13 protein-coding genes are annotated in these 19,157 nt (G+C 66.0%); 9 read left to right on the top strand and 4 right to left on the bottom strand.

The window, feature by feature from the left end; all coding sequences use genetic code 11:
• The first annotated feature begins 254 nt into the window (after positions 1-254).
• From CA12_RS14130 to CA12_RS14110, 6 genes are all read left to right on the top strand, one after another.
• Positions 255-2,921, top strand: a complete 2,667-nt coding sequence (locus tag CA12_RS14130) for a sister chromatid cohesion protein PDS5 (protein WP_207622002.1) — start codon at positions 255-257, stop codon at positions 2,919-2,921.
• Between the two features lie 306 nt (positions 2,922-3,227).
• On the top strand, positions 3,228-3,353 hold the full coding sequence (locus CA12_RS23020; RefSeq protein WP_261342351.1) for a hypothetical protein: 126 nt from the start codon (positions 3,228-3,230) through the stop codon (positions 3,351-3,353).
• A 263-nt stretch (positions 3,354-3,616) separates the two neighbouring features.
• Positions 3,617-5,275, top strand: a complete 1,659-nt coding sequence (locus tag CA12_RS14125) for a di-heme-cytochrome C peroxidase (protein WP_145359692.1) — start codon at positions 3,617-3,619, stop codon at positions 5,273-5,275.
• Between the two features lie 98 nt (positions 5,276-5,373).
• Positions 5,374-6,603, top strand: coding sequence for a cytochrome P450 (locus CA12_RS14120; protein ID WP_165700766.1), 1,230 nt, complete (start codon positions 5,374-5,376; stop codon positions 6,601-6,603).
• 318 nt (positions 6,604-6,921) lie between these two features.
• Positions 6,922-8,280: a hypothetical protein gene (locus CA12_RS14115; RefSeq protein ID WP_145359690.1), complete on the top strand. Its 1,359-nt coding sequence runs from the start codon at positions 6,922-6,924 to the stop codon at positions 8,278-8,280.
• Between the two features lie 88 nt (positions 8,281-8,368).
• Positions 8,369-9,265 (top strand): caspase family protein, encoded by an 897-nt coding sequence (locus CA12_RS14110; RefSeq protein WP_145359689.1) that lies wholly within the window; start codon positions 8,369-8,371, stop codon positions 9,263-9,265.
• A gap of 225 nt (positions 9,266-9,490) precedes the next feature.
• Here the strand turns inward: CA12_RS14110 and CA12_RS14105 are convergent, their stop codons facing one another.
• Positions 9,491-11,545 carry a caspase family protein gene (locus CA12_RS14105; protein WP_145359688.1) on the bottom strand — a complete coding sequence of 685 codons (2,055 nt, stop codon included), beginning with the start codon at positions 11,543-11,545 and terminating at the stop codon, positions 9,491-9,493.
• 60 nt (positions 11,546-11,605) lie between these two features.
• Positions 11,606-13,585, bottom strand: coding sequence for a S8 family serine peptidase (locus tag CA12_RS14100; protein WP_207622001.1), 1,980 nt, complete (start codon positions 13,583-13,585; stop codon positions 11,606-11,608).
• A gap of 272 nt (positions 13,586-13,857) precedes the next feature.
• On the opposite strand from CA12_RS14100, the gene CA12_RS22595 reads away from it, so the two are divergent.
• Together CA12_RS22595 and CA12_RS14095 are read left to right on the top strand one after the other, a co-directional pair.
• The gene (locus CA12_RS22595) at positions 13,858-14,067 is read left to right on the top strand and encodes a hypothetical protein (protein WP_207622000.1); all 210 of its coding nucleotides are present in this window, start codon (positions 13,858-13,860) and stop codon (positions 14,065-14,067) included.
• Positions 14,068-14,141: 74 nt separating this feature from the next.
• On the top strand, positions 14,142-14,669 hold the full coding sequence (locus CA12_RS14095) for a hypothetical protein (RefSeq protein WP_207621999.1): 528 nt from the start codon (positions 14,142-14,144) through the stop codon (positions 14,667-14,669).
• A 132-nt stretch (positions 14,670-14,801) separates the two neighbouring features.
• Here CA12_RS14095 and CA12_RS14090 read toward each other — a convergent pair whose 3' ends face one another.
• Entirely contained in the window at positions 14,802-15,572 is a 771-nt protein-coding gene (locus CA12_RS14090; RefSeq protein ID WP_165700765.1) for a hypothetical protein, read from the bottom strand.
• 298 nt (positions 15,573-15,870) lie between these two features.
• Positions 15,871-17,013, bottom strand: coding sequence for a catalase family protein (locus tag CA12_RS14085; protein ID WP_165700764.1), 1,143 nt, complete (start codon positions 17,011-17,013; stop codon positions 15,871-15,873).
• Positions 17,014-18,418: 1,405 nt separating this feature from the next.
• Between CA12_RS14085 and CA12_RS14080 the strand changes: the two genes are divergently transcribed.
• Positions 18,419-18,979, top strand: a complete 561-nt coding sequence (locus CA12_RS14080) for a hypothetical protein (protein ID WP_145359685.1) — start codon at positions 18,419-18,421, stop codon at positions 18,977-18,979.
• Positions 18,980-19,157: the final 178 nt, after the last annotated feature.

Genomic DNA, 19,157 nt, shown 5'->3' with positions numbered 1-19,157 from the left:
AGCAGGCGGTGGCACTCGCAGCCGTCGCAGCCCCCGTCGAGGCGGCATTCCAAGACGACGACCCGCGGGTGCGACTCGCGGCGATCGCGGCCGCGGGAGCTCTCCTGAACCGAACGGCGGGCTTGGAGGAATCGCCGACTGGATTCGCCGAACGATTACGGCAGAGGTTGTTCGAGGCGACTCGCGACGCTGACCCCAACGTGCGACTCGCGGCGATCGCGGCCGCGGGAGCTCTCCTGAACCGAACGGCGGGCATGGAGGAATCGCCGACTGGATTCGCCGAACGATTACGGCAGAGGTTGTTCGAGGCGACTCGCGACGCTGACCCCAACGTGCGACTCGCGGCGATCGCGGCCGCGGGAGCTCTCCTGAACCGAACGGCGGGCATGGAGGAATCGCCGACTGGATTCGCCGAACGATTACGGCAGAGGTTGTTCGAGGCGACTCGCGACGCTGACCCCAACGTGCGACTCGCGGCGATCGCGGCCGCGGGAGCTCTCCTGAACCGAACGGCGGGCATGGAGGAATCGCCGACTGGATTCGCCGAACGATTACGGCAGAGGTTGTTCGAGGCGACTCGCGACGCTGACCCCAACGTGCGACTCGCGGCGATCGCGGCATTGGGTGGACCAAGGATGAGTGCGGGCGATCTCGACGCAGTCCTCGCAGGGCTAGACGACCGCGAAGTGCGCGTACGCCGGGCGGCCGCGGACGCCTTGGCCAGTTCGGTTAGCCTGCCGGCCAAGGCCGTCGACCCACTTGGCAGGGCACTGCGAGCGAGCGATCCGCCGCTCGCCGCCAGCGCGGCTTCAGCGTTCGACAGATTCGAGCCGACTCCGCAAATTCTCGAACTGCTGACGTCAACCCTTGCCACAACCGACTCGGCAGTCACAGCCGGTGCGATCCTCGACGTGCTGAATCGGCGTGCTCCCGACGCGGCGGCCCCCGTCCTCCGCGAGCGACTCCGCGATCGGCGTCGGCGAGCCGTTGCTCGGGAGGCTCTCCTCCAAAGCCCCTCATGGAGCTTGGCGGAGCCATTGGCTTCGCTGCTGACGGACGGATCGGAGAACAGCGACTCCGGAGAGATCAGACTGGCGGTCGCCGAGATTATCGGCGCCACGGCGAGTCAACAGCCTTCGCGAGAGCTTAGCGACAAAAAGCGGGAACGCTTAATCGAGTCGCTCACCCGTATGATTGCTTCGCCGGATCCGATCGTCGCTGATCTGGCCACCGAAAGTCTCGCCCGGTTCGGCCCGTCCGCGGAGTCCGCGCTCCCCGTTCTCAACGCCCGCCTCGCCGCGGCCGGGGGGCTAGCCGAAGCGGCGCTCCCGGCCGCCGCGATTCTTCAAATCGACCCGGCAAATTCACGGGCGGCAGAGACGCTCGGACGGGCGTTGACGAGCCGTTCGCCGACAATCCGAATGCTATCGGCCGAGGCGCTCCCGCCGCAGGATGCGTTCGGAATGTTCAGGAATCCCGATGACGTCCCGCCCGGGGCGGCGCTCGTTCCAACCGTGCGCCGGGCTCTAATCGCCGAGACGGCGGAGGTGCGGGTCGATCTCCTCGCCAACTTGGCCGAGGGGCACTTCCCCGGAGAAGCGCTGGGCCGGGAAGTTCGCGCCCAGTTCAATCATCCTGACCCAGCGGTGCGGCGGCAGGCGGCGCGAGCGGTCGGGGTCCGTTCGGATCTCGTCGCCGATCCCGAGGCCGCGGTCCGCAGCCTATTGAACGACCCGGATGCGAGCGTCCGCGCCGAGGCGCTTCGGCAATGGGTTCGGCTGCCGGGTCTGCCCACTGACCTCCTGTTCGAGCGTCTGAACGATGCGGACGCGACGACGACGGGCGTCCTCGCCCAACGGATTCCTTCCGACGTCGAACCGCGGCGGCTGCCGGAACTGCGGGCGGCGTTCGATCGGGAGAACCTCGACGGCGCCACGCGTCGAGCATTGGCGACGGCGATTCTCCTTCTCGACCCGATGGACGGACGGGTCGCCACGAGTGTGCTGAGTGCCCCTGACGCTGCGGAGATCGTCGTGGCCTATGCCTATTCCAATTCCGAACGCGATCTGCCGCCCCAACTGAAGGGAACCTTGCTGCAACTTCTTCGAGTGGACGAACCCTCTGAAGATCGAGCGCGAGCCGTGAAGACGCTCAAGGCGTTCGCGGACGCGTCCCGCAGCTTGACCGCAGCCCGATTCGCGGCGGAGGCGGCGTCGGCGCCGGACGCGGGGGTACGTGCCTCGGCCTTGGAAGCGATTTCTTTCGCCCTTACCCCTTGGCCTACTACTAACCATGCGGGGTACGCGCACGGATCGGGCGAACTGGCATGGCCGCCGCCGGCCTGGTCGCTACTGAAGACCCTGACCGGGACCGGCCTCGGGGCGCCCACGGCGACGATGCAGGAGTTTGCTAATCGGATCGGTCTCCTGCTGGACGGACGCGGCTACGAGCAGCGAGCCGTGATCGGCATACCAGACGGTTTCCTGATCGTCACGCAAATTGAGCGATTCGACCCGGAGACGGGCCGCCCGTCGCCGCCGCCCGACCGTTGGAACACAGAATGGCTGCCGCTGTCCCGCCTGCGGGTGCGCGACTGGTTTGCCCGAATCCTGCACGGCCCGACGGGACACTTCCGCGTGTTCCTGATCGCCGTCACGCCGGACCGCCGGCCGGACCCGGGCGTTGCGACGCCAACGTTCGACCTTACTTCCGGGTGGGCCCAACTCGGGGGCAGCCGTCTGCCGCCCGGCTTGGCAGACGAGCGGCACGGCGACCGGTCCGTGCACGTGCTGATCTATCAGTTCGAGAAGACCGAAGGAGGCGTCGAGTTCAAACATAGGCCCCCGCCCACGCTCGGCGTCCTCCAACATCTCCGCGCGGCGGGCCTGTGGGACGGGCTCCAAGACCGGCCGGCCCCGTAGTTTTGAGATTACAGTTGTAGTTCAGTCGGACAACGCCAGGCGTTTGGAAGGATTGTCCCACGGCGGCGCCTTTCAAGAGGAGAGCTGCCCGATTGCGAAAGCCTCGGCGAGTCTGAAATATACGTATGGGAGCGGGCCCATGGTATCCCCTACTTGGCGGAGGGGACGCCGCTGATAAAGCTGGCGGAGATCGCGGACTCCCGTGGGGCGATCAAGGCGTTCTCCAAGCACGTCGCGCAGGAGACGGGGTTCGTCGGGTACGAAATCAGGAGCTGGGACGCATAGCGCTGGCACGTCACGTTCGCGATGCTCGCCCACACGTCCCTGTCGGCGATCTGTGCCCAGGCGAACCCTCGAGAGAAAACGGCCGCGGAACCGCTGTGGAGTTCCTCGCCGGAGTGGACCTACCCGTTGTCCCCACTGTCGAAGTGAATCCGCTTGTAGGTCAGGAGAATGCAAATGCATCGGCCCCAGGCATTCGGCGCCCCATCTCGCAACGAGGGACTTTCGTGACACGGACCATTTTGCCGCATCGTCGCTCGATTTTTGGCGGCCGCCGCTTCGTCTCAGAAGGGCGCGGAGGAAACCTGCAGCGGATATCCGTCGTTCGGGTCGCGCTGGCAGCGGCACTCGCTTCGATTGTCGTTCCCGGGCCGGCCCTATCTTTCGACGATCCGCCCGACGGGAAGCCGCCGGTGCGCCTTCCGCAAGGCTGGGACGAAGAACTTAGAAATCAATTCTATCACACTCCGCAGGGGTCGCTGCTCTTCCCCTACGAGTGGTTTCTCTCGCTGGAAGCGGAGGAATCGGGCGAGAACCGGGATGTGCGGCGGTTCGCGCATCCTGACCACCTCGAACGCTACGGTCTGATTCCGCCGGACGGGCGGAACGCACTCAACCCAGACGGGCTGCCGATCGGATTCGCCGTCGAACCCGGGCCGACCGCCGCGGGCATCGATACGAGTCTGTCCGCTGATTTGGAGCGGGCCTCCCCGGGCGAGCGCTGGGTCGGCCTGACGTGCGCCGCCTGTCACACCGCCGACGCCACCGTTCGGGGACGGTCCGTTCGGCTGGACGGGGCGCCGGCCCGATTCGACTTCGACTCGTTCTATCGCGACTTCGCCGCGGCGGTGCAGAAAACACTGTATGATCCGGCGCGGTTCGAACGGTTCGCCGACCAGATCGTCGGGCCGGTCGCGGAGGGACCGGCGGGCGCGACCGCGGACGTCGCCCGGGCGAAGCTGCGCGTCGCGTTCGCCGAGCGAGCGGCGGCGGTCGCCGGGGAGGCGGCGCTCCGCCGTCCGGCGTTGGAGTCTGGCTTCGGGCGGGTGGACGCCCTCACGCAGATTGTGAACTCAATCGCCGCCCGCGACCAACAGACGCCGGCCAACCTGCGCGCCCCGGCCGCCCCGACCAGCTATCCCCCGCTCTGGCTGACGCCCCGTTTGGAGTTCGTGCAGTGGAACCCGATCGCGGCGAACCCGCTCGCCCGGAACGGCGGCCAGACGTTGGGCGTCTTTGGCCGCGCCGCACTCGCCGGTCCGGCGGACGGCCTGTTCGACTCCAGCGTCCGCCTCCACGATCTGCACAACATCGAAACGTGGGTGCGCGACCTCGAGCCGCCCGCTTGGGACGAGTCGATCATGGGCGAGATCGACAGGCCCGCCGCGGACCTCGGGCGAGGCTTGTACGAACGTCACTGCGTCGGCTGTCACGCGCTGCCGCCCTATCCGCAGACGGACCCGGCGGAGAATTCGTTCGGGAAATCGTTCATTCCGATCAAGCGGGTGGATTATCGGGAAGTCGGAACGGACCCGGCCTATGTGGAGTCGCTCGTCGGACGGTTGGTCCTGACGTCCCCGGCGACGGCTCCGCTGGTGGACGGGGAGGGCGTCGTCGCGGCGCCGGCGTATTTCTCGCGAACGGTGGGAGCGGTTCTCAGTCGCGCCATGGCGGAGGCGGGGCTGACGCCCGAGGAACGGGCCGACATGATCGGCTACCGACTGCGGCCCGGACCGGCCGGACTGCCCGTTCCATATACGCCCCCGTCGCTAACGGACGTCAAGGCCGGTCCGCTGCCGGGGGTGTGGGCGACCGGCCCGTACTTACACAACGGGTCCGTGCCAACCGTCGAAGATCTGCTGAAGCCCCCGGCCGATCGCCGGAAGGTGTTCTGGACCGGGGCGCGGGAACTGGATCTCGAGCGATTGGGGTACGTCAGCGAAGACGCTCCCGGCCGGTTCCGCTTCGACACAGAGCTGCTCGGCAACGGCAACGGCGGTCACGAGTATCCGCCCGGCGGACTCGCGCCCGACGATCGGTCCGACCTGATCGAATTTCTTAAGACGTTATAGGTTTCGGTTTCCGCTCGCCCCGGTCCCTCAGTCCACAAAGCACGATGAGCAGCTTCCTCAACGCATTCGACTCGACGGCGCCGGCCGACAGGTGGCGCATGACGAGGGATCGTCTGCTGGGGGACGACCCACTCCCGTTCTACGCGGAACTCCGCGACCATCGCCCCGTGTTGGAAACCCCGGAGGTGACGCTGGTCACCCGGTTCGCCGACTGCGCCGAGGTACTTCGCCGGCACGACCTGTTCAGCGTGGCGCTGTACAAGACGAAGCAGGGGACGTACTGGATGGCCCAGGACGACACGGCCGAGCACCAGCGGCAAAAGTCGGTCATGTACGCCGTGCTGGACCGCGAGGATGTGCCAGGGATCCGGCGGGAAGCCGCATACCTGGCGGCCTCCGCCCTCGACGCGGCGGACGGCGGTCCAGTGGATGCCATCGCGACGCTCACCCGCGCCGTCCCTGTCGAACTCGTCCGGCGCCGCTTCGGCTTCGCGGACGCCGAGCCGGCGGACATGCTGGAGTGGTCCTACTGGAACCAGCGGGACGCCTTTTGGAACCAACCGTTCGACGACGCGTTCGTCGACGACCCGACCGGCGTGGTCGCCCGGCGGGAAGCTGCGAACGTGGAGATGAGGTCGTTTCTGATCGACCTCGTCCAGCGGCGGACGGTCGCCCTGGAAGCCGGCCGACCAGTCGACGACATGGCGACGCGTCTGTTGCGGTTGTCGAACTCCGGCGCCGTGCGTTTCGACCCCGCCGCGGTCATGCTTAATCTCGGCGGGCTGTTGATCGGCACCGTCGAAACGACGTCCCACGCCGTCGTGAACGCCTTAGAATTCTTGTCGCGCGATCCCGACCGACTGGCAGCCGCCCGAGCCGCGGCCCGAGCGGAATCGGACGGGGCCCTCGACGCCCTCATTTTCGAAGCACTGAGGTTTCGGCCGGCGTTTCGCTTCTTCTTCCGCCGGTGCGAACGCGACACGCCGCTGGCGCGGGGGACCGACTACGAGCGGACGATCCCGAGCGGCAAGACAGTCCTTGCCGTGACGCACGCCGCGATGTTCGACCCCGCCGCGTTCGACGGCCCGGACGAGTTCGCCCCTGGCAGATCGCCCACCAATACTTTCCACTTTGGATTGGGTCTTCACGAGTGTCTGGGACGGGCGATCGGGGCGGCGATGATCCCGGAGATCGTGCGGAGCGGACTCCTGCTGGAAGATTGGCGCCCGGCAGCGGTCGAACGTCGTCCCGGCACCGTTCCTCATAACTGGTCTTGGACCTGGGAAACTCCGGCGTCGGACCGGCCTGTGTGCAAGCAACCCGCTTGACGAATCGTCACCGTCGCGCTGCTCCCTCAGCCCGCTTTTTGAGCGCGGACCGAGTTCTTCGGCAGCGGTGTCGCGGAGGGGCTTGCTGCGTGCGCGACTTGCCCAGGTCGACGCATCTGGGACGCTGGTCCGGGGCCTACGTGGCGCCACGTCTGGCGGTAAGCGCGAAAGTCGAGCGCGCCGCTTTCACGTTCCCGCAAATCCACTCCAGTCGAAGCAATCGCAAATACCCTCAAGATCGCGAGTCCGGGGGGGCGATAAAGGAGGAGTTCAAACCGGACCGACTTCCTCCCTAGCCTCCGAAACGATGTCGGACCAATGAAGACATCTTTCTCGACAAAGTCTTTCGCCGTAGCGATGCTGGCGGTCGCGGGCTTGACGGCCGTCGGGTGCAAGGCGACGCCGCCGGAGATCACGGCCGTCGCGCTGTCTCCAAACAACATGTGCGAGCCGGAGGGAATCCCGTTCTACCTCCCGAAGGCGTTGTTGGTCGTCTCGAAGAACTTCCGATCAATCGAAGAGTCAAAGGTCGGCTTGACCTCCTCCGCCCCGATTCCGGGACACTTTGACGACCAATCCAAGTACGGCGACATTAACTCGCGTACTGCCTTCAGCCGAGTCACCAGCGGCTCGTCGTACCCGACCGTCGAGGGCGACACGACGACGATAACGACCGGTAACCACGCCACGGCAGGGGCACCGGTGCTGCACTCAAGAGGCGCACCGGTTTCCCCCGGGCAGGCGCCCTCGGACGGGCTAACACCCGACACGTTCTTTACGTACCATATCATGTTCGTTCCGGACCTCTCGCAGAAATACGGGCTGAAGATCCGCGGTGGGGCCGGCGAGTTCCGCGCCGCCATGCAGATGGTCAACGGCTGGCAGTTCACCGGGCTAGGGCCGTTTTACATGAAGGACAGCAGTTCCGCGCAGAACGGGATGGCCGGCGGCATCGCCTCCAACCTCGCCCTTGGCGGGGCCGCCGACGTGGTGAATTCCGTCACCGACCTCGCCGGCGAACTGGGTAAGTCCCGCGACGGCGTCGGCCCGAACGATGGCCGCACGGTGACGGTCGAGCAGGCGGTCGAGGTGTTCGGCGGGCTGGCCGGGTGCCAGCCCGTCCGGCTGGATGGGTTTGCGGAAATCCACATTTTTGAGCAGCGGCTTGACGACGTGACGGGACAGTCCACTTGGGCCCCGGTGATCGACCTGCAGTTTTACCGGGACATGCTCGGCCTGAAGGTTGAACGGGTCGTGTGCGCCCCCGCCGTGACGTCCGATACTGCGAGAGGTGGTACGCCGGAGCCTAAGGACAATCCGCAGACGAGAAACGACGTCGTGCCGGTCGAACCGGCGCCGGCGCCGGTCGAAGTAAACGCCACTGCGATCAACGTCATGCCGCCCCCCGCACCGCCGAAAAGACATCGCCTCTTCGGGGACATCGATCTTGGACATTGGCACCCGTTCCATGATCGCCCCTCGGTAATCGAATCCGTCCGCATCTTTCCGCCGAGCGCGGCTGATCGTCTCACGGACGCCGCTCTCTTGGCTCCCGCCTCGCCAGCACTCCCTCTCTTGGCTCCCGCCTCGCCCGCCGTCCCTTACATGTCTGGCTCGCCGTCGTCCCCCGACGGACTTGAAGGAAACATTAACCTCGGTGTGGACATCAACGACTAATAAAGCCGTTACGAGGGCGCTGGCAACTCTTGCTCGCGAAACCGTCTCTCGTCAAACTTCGTGAGAAACCTCTACCGGAGACGGCCTGATGACGGTCCAAAAAGCGTTGCTTGTCGGCATCAACCAGTATCGATATCTGCGGGACCTGGAAGGGTGCCGGAACGACGTCGCTCACTGGAAGCATCTGCTGACGCAGCGGTGCGGCGCGGCCGAGAACAAAGTGCAGTATTTGGTAGACGAGGCGGCCACCCGGCAAAATCTCGTCCGCTGGTGGACCTGGTTGTGCCGGGTCCCGGAGGGCAGCCACGCCGTCTTCTTCTTTTCAGGACACGGCACCCAAGTTACCGATCGGAGCGGCGACGAGCGCGACCGGAAGGACGAACTCTACTGCCTGCACGAATCCGATCCATCGGACGCCCGGACGTACCTGTACGACGACGAGTTGTGGCGACTGACCGCGCAGTTTCCGACGCATTCCCGGTTGACGGTGATCGTCGACTCGTGCCACTCCGGGACGGCCCTTCGGGCGCCCGGTCCTCCCCAACCGTCAGCCCCCGCCCCTGTCGCGCCCTCCGACGAAGTTTGGTCTGAAGCAGAGGGGGAGCCGCCGTTTGCGGGGGAAGTGGACAGTGCGGATCCTGGGCCTGTGCTCCGGTATTCGCCGCCGCCCAATCCTCCAAGGCGGGAGATCCGGGCGAGGACGACCGCTCCCGAACTTCGCGGCCAAGGGGACGACCGGCCACAGCTCAACGCCTTCCTCGCCGCCTCTCAAGACGATCAGGAGGCGACTGAAGCCACCATCGCCGGACGTCGGCACGGCGTCTTCACGTATTATTTGATCCGCACCCTCGCCGCGGGCGGTCTGAACCAACCGTTGGGGCAGGTGGTTGAGGGAGTCTCGCGGCTGATCCAGTCCGGAGGGTATCCCCAGGTCCCGAACCTGCTCGTCCGACAGCCGGGCGACGACCGCCCGCTGTTCGCGTAGAACATCGATCCATCGGCCGCATCGGGCCGGAACTCGCCGCGGGAGTCCTCCCTCCTTGACCAGCCCGGGGCCGCAGCGTCGTCCCGGTCCAACGCTGCGGCGAGATTGTCCGTCCTGTCGGTCTCCGAATCTGAGAACGGTCTGCGGGTGCGCTCTGAGCGGCCGCGACCTCGCGCGTTCGTCGAGGCTGGGAACGGGACGACTAAAGGCCTCGGGAAGCTTCCGCTACCGCGTGAGGAAGCGGGCGAACACGTCTCGGTTGACCGCCGTGTTACCTCGCTTGAAGTACGACGAGTGGGCGCACGCGGGGGCAACCAGACCCAAGATTTCGCGACAGTCGGTCGGGTGCAGGTTGAGGAACTCGTGGTCCACGGCGTACGGCCGGCCGGTCAGCGGCCCGCCGACCGGATCCCCCTTCGCGTCGAGGTTCACCCAGGTGCGGACGCACCGCGGCTTCGCCCCGTCCCCGGGGCGCAGGCGCCGCTTAACCGGACCGATCGAGAGGGCGGCCCCGACCGTGAAGAAGGTCCCCACCTCGCCCTCCAGAGTCCGCTCGCCGTCTAGGGCCCGCAGTCCCTCGTACGCCACCACGGTCCCCCAGCTGTGAGCGATCACGTCGACGCGGCCGGCGGATTCCAACAGCGGCACGACGACCTCCCGGAACCGTCCCTGGACCTCGGCCCGCACCCCGTCGTCGATCAGGTACTTGACGAAGTCGTCGACGCAGTCCAACCCGGGAATGCCGAATAGCGCCCGTTCAGTCTGCCGGTCCAAGGCCATCGCGCCGGCGGAACGCGCCGCCGTCGGGGCCTCGCCCGCATCGCCGGACGGGGCGGCGTCCATAACTTGCCGTTCCACCCGGTCCTCCAGCACGGCTTCGATTTCGGACTTCAGCCGGGCGTATTCCAAGTCGCCTCGATTACCTTCCGAGACCTCCGCGAACGTCGCCGCGCCGATCGACCGCGAGGTGACGAGATCGCTCCAAAGGACCTCACGGCGGCCGCCGCCGAGCGTGCTCAGGGCCCGCCGCAGGCCGGCCGGGAGGTGGGGCGAGAGGGCCTCCCACCATGGATTCGAATAGCCCGAGTCGTGCCGGCAGATTCCGTGCACCGCGACGAGGTGGCGGTCGGCTCCGCGTCCCTCGACCGCCTCTCCGGCAGGACCCGTTCCGCCGCGGAGGTGGACGAGCTGGGCGAGAATCTCCTGTAGCAGTTCGATCTGCAGTTCCTCCCTCCGCGGCGACACCGACGCGGTTGCCCCGTTGTCGTCCGTGACGCCGCGTCCGCCGAACAACTGTCCCGCGGCCCCTTCGGGCTCCAACTGCGGCGATTGCGAGAATCCGCCGTCGAGGATCGCCCGGCGGACGGCGGTCATCAGAGCGGGCCGGGTCACGGCGGGGCCGGACCGCCGCGCGGTCTCGCAGAGGTGGTACGAGAACGCTCCGTGAAAGTCGTCGGAAATGTATGCGTCCGCCGACGTCTGCGTGTCTCGGCACCCGGCGAGCAACACGTGGTTCATCCCCGCCCGATCGTCCCGCGCGCCGGCCGCCGAACGTCCGAGAGAGGACCGGACGACGCCGCCCCGGGCGGCGGCCCTTTCTCGCACGTCCGCGGGAGGTTCGACGAAGCGTACGAGTACCGTCTCCTCGGCCTCGTCAGCCGGAACGTCCGGGGCGACGACCCGATCGAAGTCGTCTTTTAAATCTTCGACACGGACGCTGGATCGCGTCTTCTTCCGCCCCGCCGCATGGAGGCGATTAAGACTCGCCGTCAGATCCACGAACGGGGCGTCTTCGTCAGGCACTCCGGCGGCCCGAACCGATCCGCCCGGGGCGAGCATCCGCGTCGCCGTCCCGGAGTGGCAGCAGTCGAGCAGGACCGTCAGCTCGGCCCCCTCCGGGAGTTTCCCCGTCAGTTCCTCCCGAATGTCGTCGTCGAGCAGGTAGCTGTCCGGCTTCGACCAGTCCATGTCGTAGAGGCAGAGGAGTTCGTCACGACCGTCGTCCTCGTCCCCGTCCTCGTCGGCGGTGTACGAGCCGTGACCGGAGAAGTGAAAGACGAGCCGATCGCCGGGGCCGGCGTCCTTCAGGAGCCACCTCCATCCCTTGAGCACCTCCTTCTTCGTGACCTTTCGTTCCTCCAACGTGCGGACGTCGGTTTCGGCGAACCCGAACTCCCGCGTCAGCAGCCGCTTCACGTTGGCGACGTCGTTGAGGCAGCCCCGGAGGTCCGAGATGGAGCGGTAGTTGTTGACGCCGCAGAGGAGGGCTTTGTCGGCCATCTTGGATGCTGCTCGTGAGGAGGTTGTTTAAGGGATAGCGTAGGAAGCGTCGCCCGGGGGTCAGACGGCTTGGAGGGCGCGGAGGACGTCGAGCATGCCGTGCCCCTGGAAATACCGCTCCCGGCCGAGGTCGGTCGCCGACCGGCAGAGGACGTCTTTCACCCGGGCGGGCCGGCCGATGAACTCCGCGTTGCGGGCCATCAGCAGGGCGGCGGCGCCGCTCACGTGCGGGGCGGCCATGCTCGTCCCGTCCCGCGTCGCGAGACGCCCGTTCGGGGCGCACGAGACGATTTTCTCACCCGGCGCCACCAAGTCCGGCTTCGCCCGCCCGTCCCCCGTCGGGCCGCGGCCGGAAAAATAGCTCACGCCGTAGCTATGGGGGGCGGATCGGTGGGTCGCCCCGACGGTCAGGACCGCCTCCGCATTTCCAGGATCGGAGATGCTCGAGGTCCGGTAGTCCCCGCCGAACGTTAGCCCGGCCGGTCCGACGGCCCCGTCGCGGGCTGCGTATCCCTCGTTCCCGGCGGCGGCGACGACCACCACGCCGTCGCCCACCAGTCGCTCGCACTCCAGGCAGACTGGCGTTCGGCCGCAGGCGTAGTTCGTCACGTCGTGTGCGATCGCGAGACTCACGTTGACCCCGTGGACGACAGGCTGGTGGGCCGTCGCGTTTAAGTGACGGACGAACTGCAGGGCGGCGATCACGGCGAACTCGTCCCCCCGCCCCCGCGCGTCGATCACCCGCAGGTCGATCAGGTTCAAGTCCGGGCACAGCCCGACCACCGATTCGCCGCCGGGCGGGGGGGCGAGATCGTCCGGCCGCCAGTCCGCCGCCAGGATCCCGGCCACGTGAGTCCCGTGCAGACCCCCGCCGTCTCTGATCAGTTCGTCTTCCTCGTCCTCTCCTGCGCCGACTTCAATGAGTTCCTGGACCAGCGACCAATCGAAGGACCGCCCAGACGAGAGGCTCCGGCGAAGATCCCGTCGCAGACCGGGGTGGGCGTCGAGACGACGGCGAGTCCGCAGCGGGAGGTGCGGGTCCCCCCATCCGTCCTCAGCGAGCAGGTGCCTGATCTGGGTAAAGTCGAAGACGCGCCGGACCCGAGACGCCGTTCCCCCGGCGGCGCGGTCGGCGAAGGCGGGATGCCTGCGGTCGATCCCGTCATCGAGGACCGCCCAGGTGAGCCCAGAGCACCGGGTCTCGAACAGGCGGACGACCGCGTCGGCTTTGACTGCGCGTGCGGACTGCCGAACCGCCAACCGGGCCGGCCGATTGAGCCCTACTTGGTAGAGGAGTGGTTCGGCCGGGCCGCGGCCGTCCCAGTCTTCGAGCAGCCGCCCGACGGCGTCAATCAGCCGACGGCATAAGGCGAGCGTGCGGAATTCGCCGGAAGCCGTGCCGTCCCGTAACGGCGGCTCGTCGTCCTGCTCCGGTGGGTCGTCGTCCAGCCACGGTTCGACGAACTCCTCCCGAAGTTCCGCGGCCGGCCGTTCGGCACCCGCGCGTCGGAGTTCGGCGAGCGTGCCGACGACGCGCAGCAGCCAGAGTTCGCCGGGAGAAATCCCGTCCGGCTCATGCGCGGCGGTGCGGGCGTCGGCCGCGAGGAGTCGGGCCAGCCGCTCCCGTTCCACCGGGTCGCGGAGGTTCCGCGCAATCTCGACGCCGTGGCCGAGTCGGCCGTCCCAGAAGCTCGAAGCCGGCAATAACACTCGAACGAGAGTCTCGAAATCGCACCGGGCGACGACGCCGGTCTGATTTTGCCCAACATTTGATCTCGTGGGGAGCCGATCCTTCAGATAAGTCGCCAGCCGCCCGACAGGCGAGACGCCCGCCGCGGCTCCCTCCACCAGATTGCGCCGGTGAGGAGCGTCAGTCGCGGAGCTAGGATGATACGGCGTCAGGAGCAGGTCCAGACGACGGTTCGGGCTCTGAGCGTACGCGACCCAAACATCCGGCAGGACGGGCGAGTCTTGGGTGAATCGCCGCGCCCCCCCGCCGGCGAACAGGAGGGCCGTCACGTCGGTTCGGGTGAGAGGCACGTGGCCCTGCAGTTCCTGCGAGATTGGAAAGGAAATCCTCTGGTGCGCCGCGGACCAAATTCAACTACGCCGTCCGCGAAAGTTAAAAGTTTGTGATTGTCGAAGGTTGCTTCCGGAAAGTTCGGCAGCGACTCTCGCCGTTCCCGGGGACGGAACAGTCCCGCGCGTGCCAGAACTTCAGAGGTTGGTACCGCAGACCGTTACAACCGGACGGAAGACCTCGGCCGCCATCTCAGCAATAGGGGCTCAAGTCCAGCCCTTGAAGACCCGCCATGGCCCAGCGCCGCCTGCCCGACGAGTTCGCCGACGTCGCCGCCTATCACTTGCCGTCAAACCGCCAGGTCGCCGTCGAAGGCGGTCGGCCCCGCACGCCCAACCACGTCGTGCTGAAGGTCCTCTGGTACGTGCCAACCACCGGTTGCCGCTGGCGGGACGCGCCCCCGGTATGGGCTGCTCCGGCGAGACCGCACGGTGTCGGCTGATCGAAAGGGAAGAGCTCGGCGTGTGGGTCCGCGTGCACCTGGACTTCCTACGGCTGCTTCGCTGAGACGGCGAGTTGGAGCACGACACCGCGATCGTCGACTCGGTCCTCATCCACGCCCACGGGGCCGGGGCCCTCACCGGCCCCAGCCCGCTCAACCGAGCCGGGCCTGGCTGCAAGTACAGCCTCATGGTCGACCGGAACGGGGCGGCACTGGGCGTAAAAGTGGCCGGAGCGAACGCCAGCGACCACACGCAGATCCTCCCGCTGGTCCGGGAGGAGTTCCCCCGCGTCGGCGGTAAGCCGGGCCGCCCGAAGCAGGCCCGGACCGGCTGTACGCCAACGCCGGCTACGACAGCGAAGCGAAACATGTTGCGGTGCTTGGGCGTCGAGCCGCTCATCCGCAAGCGGGGGACCCCGCACGGCAGCGGCCTCGGGAGAGGCTGTTGGGTGGTCGAGCGAACGATCGGCTGGCCGAAAAGCCTGTGGCGGCTGCGGGTGCGGTACGACCGGCGGGAAGAGGCGATCGAGGCGTGGAACACGCTGGCCATGGCGGTCGTCAACTATCGCCTCTGGCGACACGCAGCCGCGGACGCTGACTGATCTCAGCAGCCGGTTCTCTGTCCGGTCCGAAAGAGCAAATCCACCCGCCAGCGAAAGGGAGCGAGGAACGGTCGCACTGAAGCGGGGCGAGTGCATTCGTAGTCTGTACAGACGTCAGCACGCTCCCACTGATCATTCCGCACTCGACGCCCCCGACCCCCACGTATCTCGCTCAAGAGCGTCAATGACATAATTCAGGAGCTCGTCCGGCCTGTTGGTGATAGCGAATGCGCCCTCTGGGACGAGTCGATTGCTGACCCCGTTCAATTCTACGCCGTGCAACTCGCCTACGTAGAAGATGACATAATGAGGGAAATCCAAACGCCTCATTTGCCCTAGCATGCTTAACCCCGCATGAGAGCCAGTGGGCCCTTCAGATTCCCGCCGAATATCCGAAATAACCACGCTGTAGTCAAAGCGTCGCATTAACTCTATGGCTTCAGTACTCGACAAGGCCGTGTCGGTCTTGGCTCCCAGATCTCGAAGAAGAGTCCGGAGAGGGCGGTTGTTTTGCGGAGTGTCATCTACCCAAAGAATCCGGGCGTTGTCAAACAAGGGCGCAACATGCTCTGCTCGCTTGACGGCCGTGAGCTTTTGCCCTTCCGTCAGAGTGACGCCAACTTGTAGTTCGGCCGCCTCTTGCAGTTGCTGAGCAGCCAGAGTGATTTCTATTCCCAGCGCCTTAACCCCGGAAACGCGGGAGAAATGTGATGAGATAAGCGGCTGATAAAGCGCCAGGACCAGCAAGATTGCGAGAATCCCGAAAAGGTTGGGCAACGCCGAAACTACGGCAACATAAATGGTGGGGTCTAGCCTGCATTTCAAATTACCTTCACTCGGCGTCGGATCACCGCCGCCGGGCGTGCCGACGTCGCCTTTGTCAATATGTGGCCGCTTGTTCACAAGAGATCTCCTGATCTTTCTTCTTTGTGTCCTGAGGGTGCTGTCAAAACTCGCGGACTTGCACGGCTCGCGCCTCTCCGATAGGTCGTCTGATAACCCCGCAACATGATCAGGTGCCGTGGCGGGTTCGGGGAGGCTGAAGTTGGCTGGGCTGATCACGTCGGCTGGCACGGGATCGCGAACGGCTGGCGGAGACGCCCGCAGGCTGCCGCTGGGGTGCCTTCCTGGGTCTCCTACTCAGGCGCATCATCCAACAGAGTTCATAACCGACTCAAGGCGGGGAAGGATTAGTGCGCCGTCACTGCCGATCTGGACACTCCGAAACATTTCGTCGTGAATAATGCGGGCAGCGGGCGGATACGGACGCGTCGTACACTGGCTTTCTCAGACGATTGATGCCGCCCAAGGGACGATGCGCTTCAAGGCCGTTCCAGGGATTGAAGACGAGAGCCTCGCACGCTTCGCGCTGCCCGTCGGCGCTAAACTGCTGGCAGGGGATGGTCACAGTCGCCAGATGAACGAAGGGAATTGTTTCCGGCCACTGTTCCGAAGCGTCCTCGATGTCGACGTCGGGCGCCAACTCATTCATCGAACGAACCTGAGCTCCAAACTCGAAGATGACGTCGCCGGCGGCGGTATCGGCCAGCCGTCTTGCCAACGCTTCGCGAAGGTAGTCTTCGCTTTCGACGTTCGGGAGGTCGTTCGACCGTGCGGCTGGCTTTAGCCGGAACCGCATCACCTGATTCTCGCCTAACTGGAAAGGAGCAGCGCCGAAGTACGTATTATCGACCGGGCTAGCCGGCGGCGCCTGAAACGCCTTCGGCTTTCCGTCCTCCTTGTTCTCAGGCGTCTCGGCGGTGAACGACCGGATCCGGCCGATGATGTCGAACGTGCGCGCCGCCCGCTTCTGTAACGGCGTCGGCGGGGAGGTGCCGTCCGGCATGCGGCTGAAGAAGCCGGCCCCGTTCGAGGCTCGGGTTTCGGTGTCTCTCTCGAGGGCCGCACTGAGCGCAGCGTAGTCTTCGACGTTTGCGAAGGCGAAGACCGGCTGATTGATCATCAGAAAGTCCTGCGTGTCCGACTCGCCCTCCTCCCGCAGTCGTGGGCCGATCACGTCGTGCAACTTCAAAGCTACGCCGCGACTGCCGTGACTGCGACCGCGTTCCGAGTCGGGGGAGTCAGGCGTCACCAACACCGCCGCGTTCGAGAATCGGATGTCCGTGTCGAACCCGATCCCCGGCGTTGCAAACACGCCGATTCGATACCTCGCGTCTAGTTCGTCCGCCACCTTAAATGTGGCTCTCACGCAGGCGTGCCCCTTCGCATGGACGGCACGTAGCGCACGTTCGTCGCCCGGATAGCGGATCTCGAGCTGCCTCAACGTCGAATCGACGATCGCGTCGATCTGATCGGATTCGTCAGCGGGGATGTTTTCGATCATCGTAGGTCCGGAAGTTAACATGAAGGGGGCTCGTGAAGGGAATCGCCAGGGCGGCCGAGCGGGCAGCGCAGGCTAAACAGGAGCCTTGGCCGCCTGACGGCCTCGGTAATGCGGAGCCGACGGACGCGACCCCTCCGCTAAGTCTTCAGATGTCCAACCGCTGAGGGACGGCGGTTAGAGTCCTAAGATTGGAATGTCAGAGCGACTTCAGATACTCAAGAAGTTGGTGCCGTTCTTCCTCTTTTAAGGCGGATCCGAATCCATGCCCGCCTTCTAGATCGAAAACTCTGCTCCTACTGATAACCGATCGATGGTCATGGGAACACATCTCAAAAGGTTTTGTGGATGACCGTCCCAGCCTCGAGTCTGCCAAGCTACCTAGTCGCTCCCGGCGCGGCAAGTGCGTCGCTCACTCCCGCCGGAGGCATGCGCGGAAAGCGAACGCGAGAGCGTGTTGCCGACTTATGCACTGCGGGAATGGCCAATAGAGCATGAGACCAACGAAGAAGTAGGGCTATTCCAGCGACGTGACCGACGCGCAGGTCAGGGCCGCATCCGTCCGGATCGCCGAGCAACTCAGCCGGCGTCGAAGGGTTGGGGTCTGGCGAGCAGCTCGATCCGTAGAACGACAGAACTAGGAGGGGGAGAACGACACGGATCATTCGCCTGCCATGCCGCCGGCGCCGGCGGGCGTTCAACCGCCGCTCGCCGGCGTCACCTCGTCAGGGGATTCAGATTGCTCGCTCCCCCCAGGAAGCGGCGCGAACCAAGGGATTCATTGCCGACCGCCCGATTCCGCTGGTGATGGGGCAGCCTGTCGGGATCGCCAGCGTCAACGCCTCGGACGCACGCTTTCGGCGGAACGGGCAGTCGCCGGGGCCTCGGAGAAGGGGACGTCCGCTTCGGCTGCGGTCGACGCCAGATCCACAACCGCCTCAGCCGTCAGCGCCCTCCCATCGTTCGCAGGATAGCGTTTAGAACCCGCCAGGCTGACGCCAGCGACGTTGAAAGCAGGCTCGGCTCGGCCGACAATTTTGGAGGGTTTTCTGCTCGATCGCTTGCATGAAGCTGGGTCGTCTAGGCGGGAATGCAGTTCACCTCCCAGTTGGTCCATCTTCGACTTGTCCCCAATCGGGGGTCGGCCTATCGGACGTAACGGTTCCGGGGGGGCGCGTCCCAAGAAGTATTTTCGGGAATGAATTGTCTCGGGCCCCACGTGTCCAGGTCCCCTTCGGCTGCTAGCGTGAAGAAAATCCTATCCCCCAAGTCACGCAAGGGGGGGGGCCGCGGTCGCCCTCGACGTCGATCGCACGTGCGACGACGTCTCGAAAAACCCCGTCCCTCATCTCGCGGTCGACATTAAAGACCCGAAGGCGAAGCACAAGATTGTGCGGGTCGGCATATTGTGACGCGGTTCGTCGCGGTCCTCGCCTACACCGCCGGCGTGCTCTTCGGGCCGTTCGACGAGGCTCACCGGATCGACGCGGTGCACCTCGGCTTGATCGCCCTCGCAGTCGGCGGCGCGGCCGTGCTCGTCCGGCCCGACCTGTTCCCGCTAAAGCGGCTCGAGGTCTCCGGATTCAAGCTGGAGCTGTTGGAGCGGGTGAGGGCCGAGCAGATCAAGCAGGAGAACGTCCTCCACGATCTCGAAATGATGCTTCCGCTGCTGCCGCCGCAGGCGGAGCGGGAGCACCTGTTGAACCTCGACCGCGGTAGGTCGGCCGGCTACTGGGGCGGGGGTCCGCTGTGGGCGGAGTTGCGGCGGCTCCGCTCGATCGGGCTGCTGGAGTTGATCAGGCTGGACCGGCAGGTAGGCCAGCTCCGGGGCGATCGGGATTTCGACCTCGCGGAGTTCGTGCGGCTGACGCCGCTCGGACACCGTTGGGTGCGGAAGTTCCGGGAGATCGGCGAAGAGGGGGCCGCTCCGAGAAGTGGCGGAGGCGAACGGGCAGACGCGGCGGGCTAGGAGGAGCGGCGAGCGCCGCGGGGCCGGCTTCGTGCGGAGTCGACCCTGCGGGGCCTGCCGATCTGGGAGCGGGAAAACGCAGCCAAGACTGCTAAGATAATATTTGCAGCCGGGCGACCTCCGCCGCTGCGGCAACAATCTCCCGCTCGCGGCGGTCCCCCCCGTCCTCCGCTTCGCT

Source organism: Alienimonas californiensis (assembly GCF_007743815.1).
GTDB lineage: Bacteria > Planctomycetota > Planctomycetia > Planctomycetales > Planctomycetaceae > Alienimonas > Alienimonas californiensis.
Note: the sequence above shows the minus strand (reverse complement) of the source record. Positions and strands in the feature narration are given on the sequence as shown.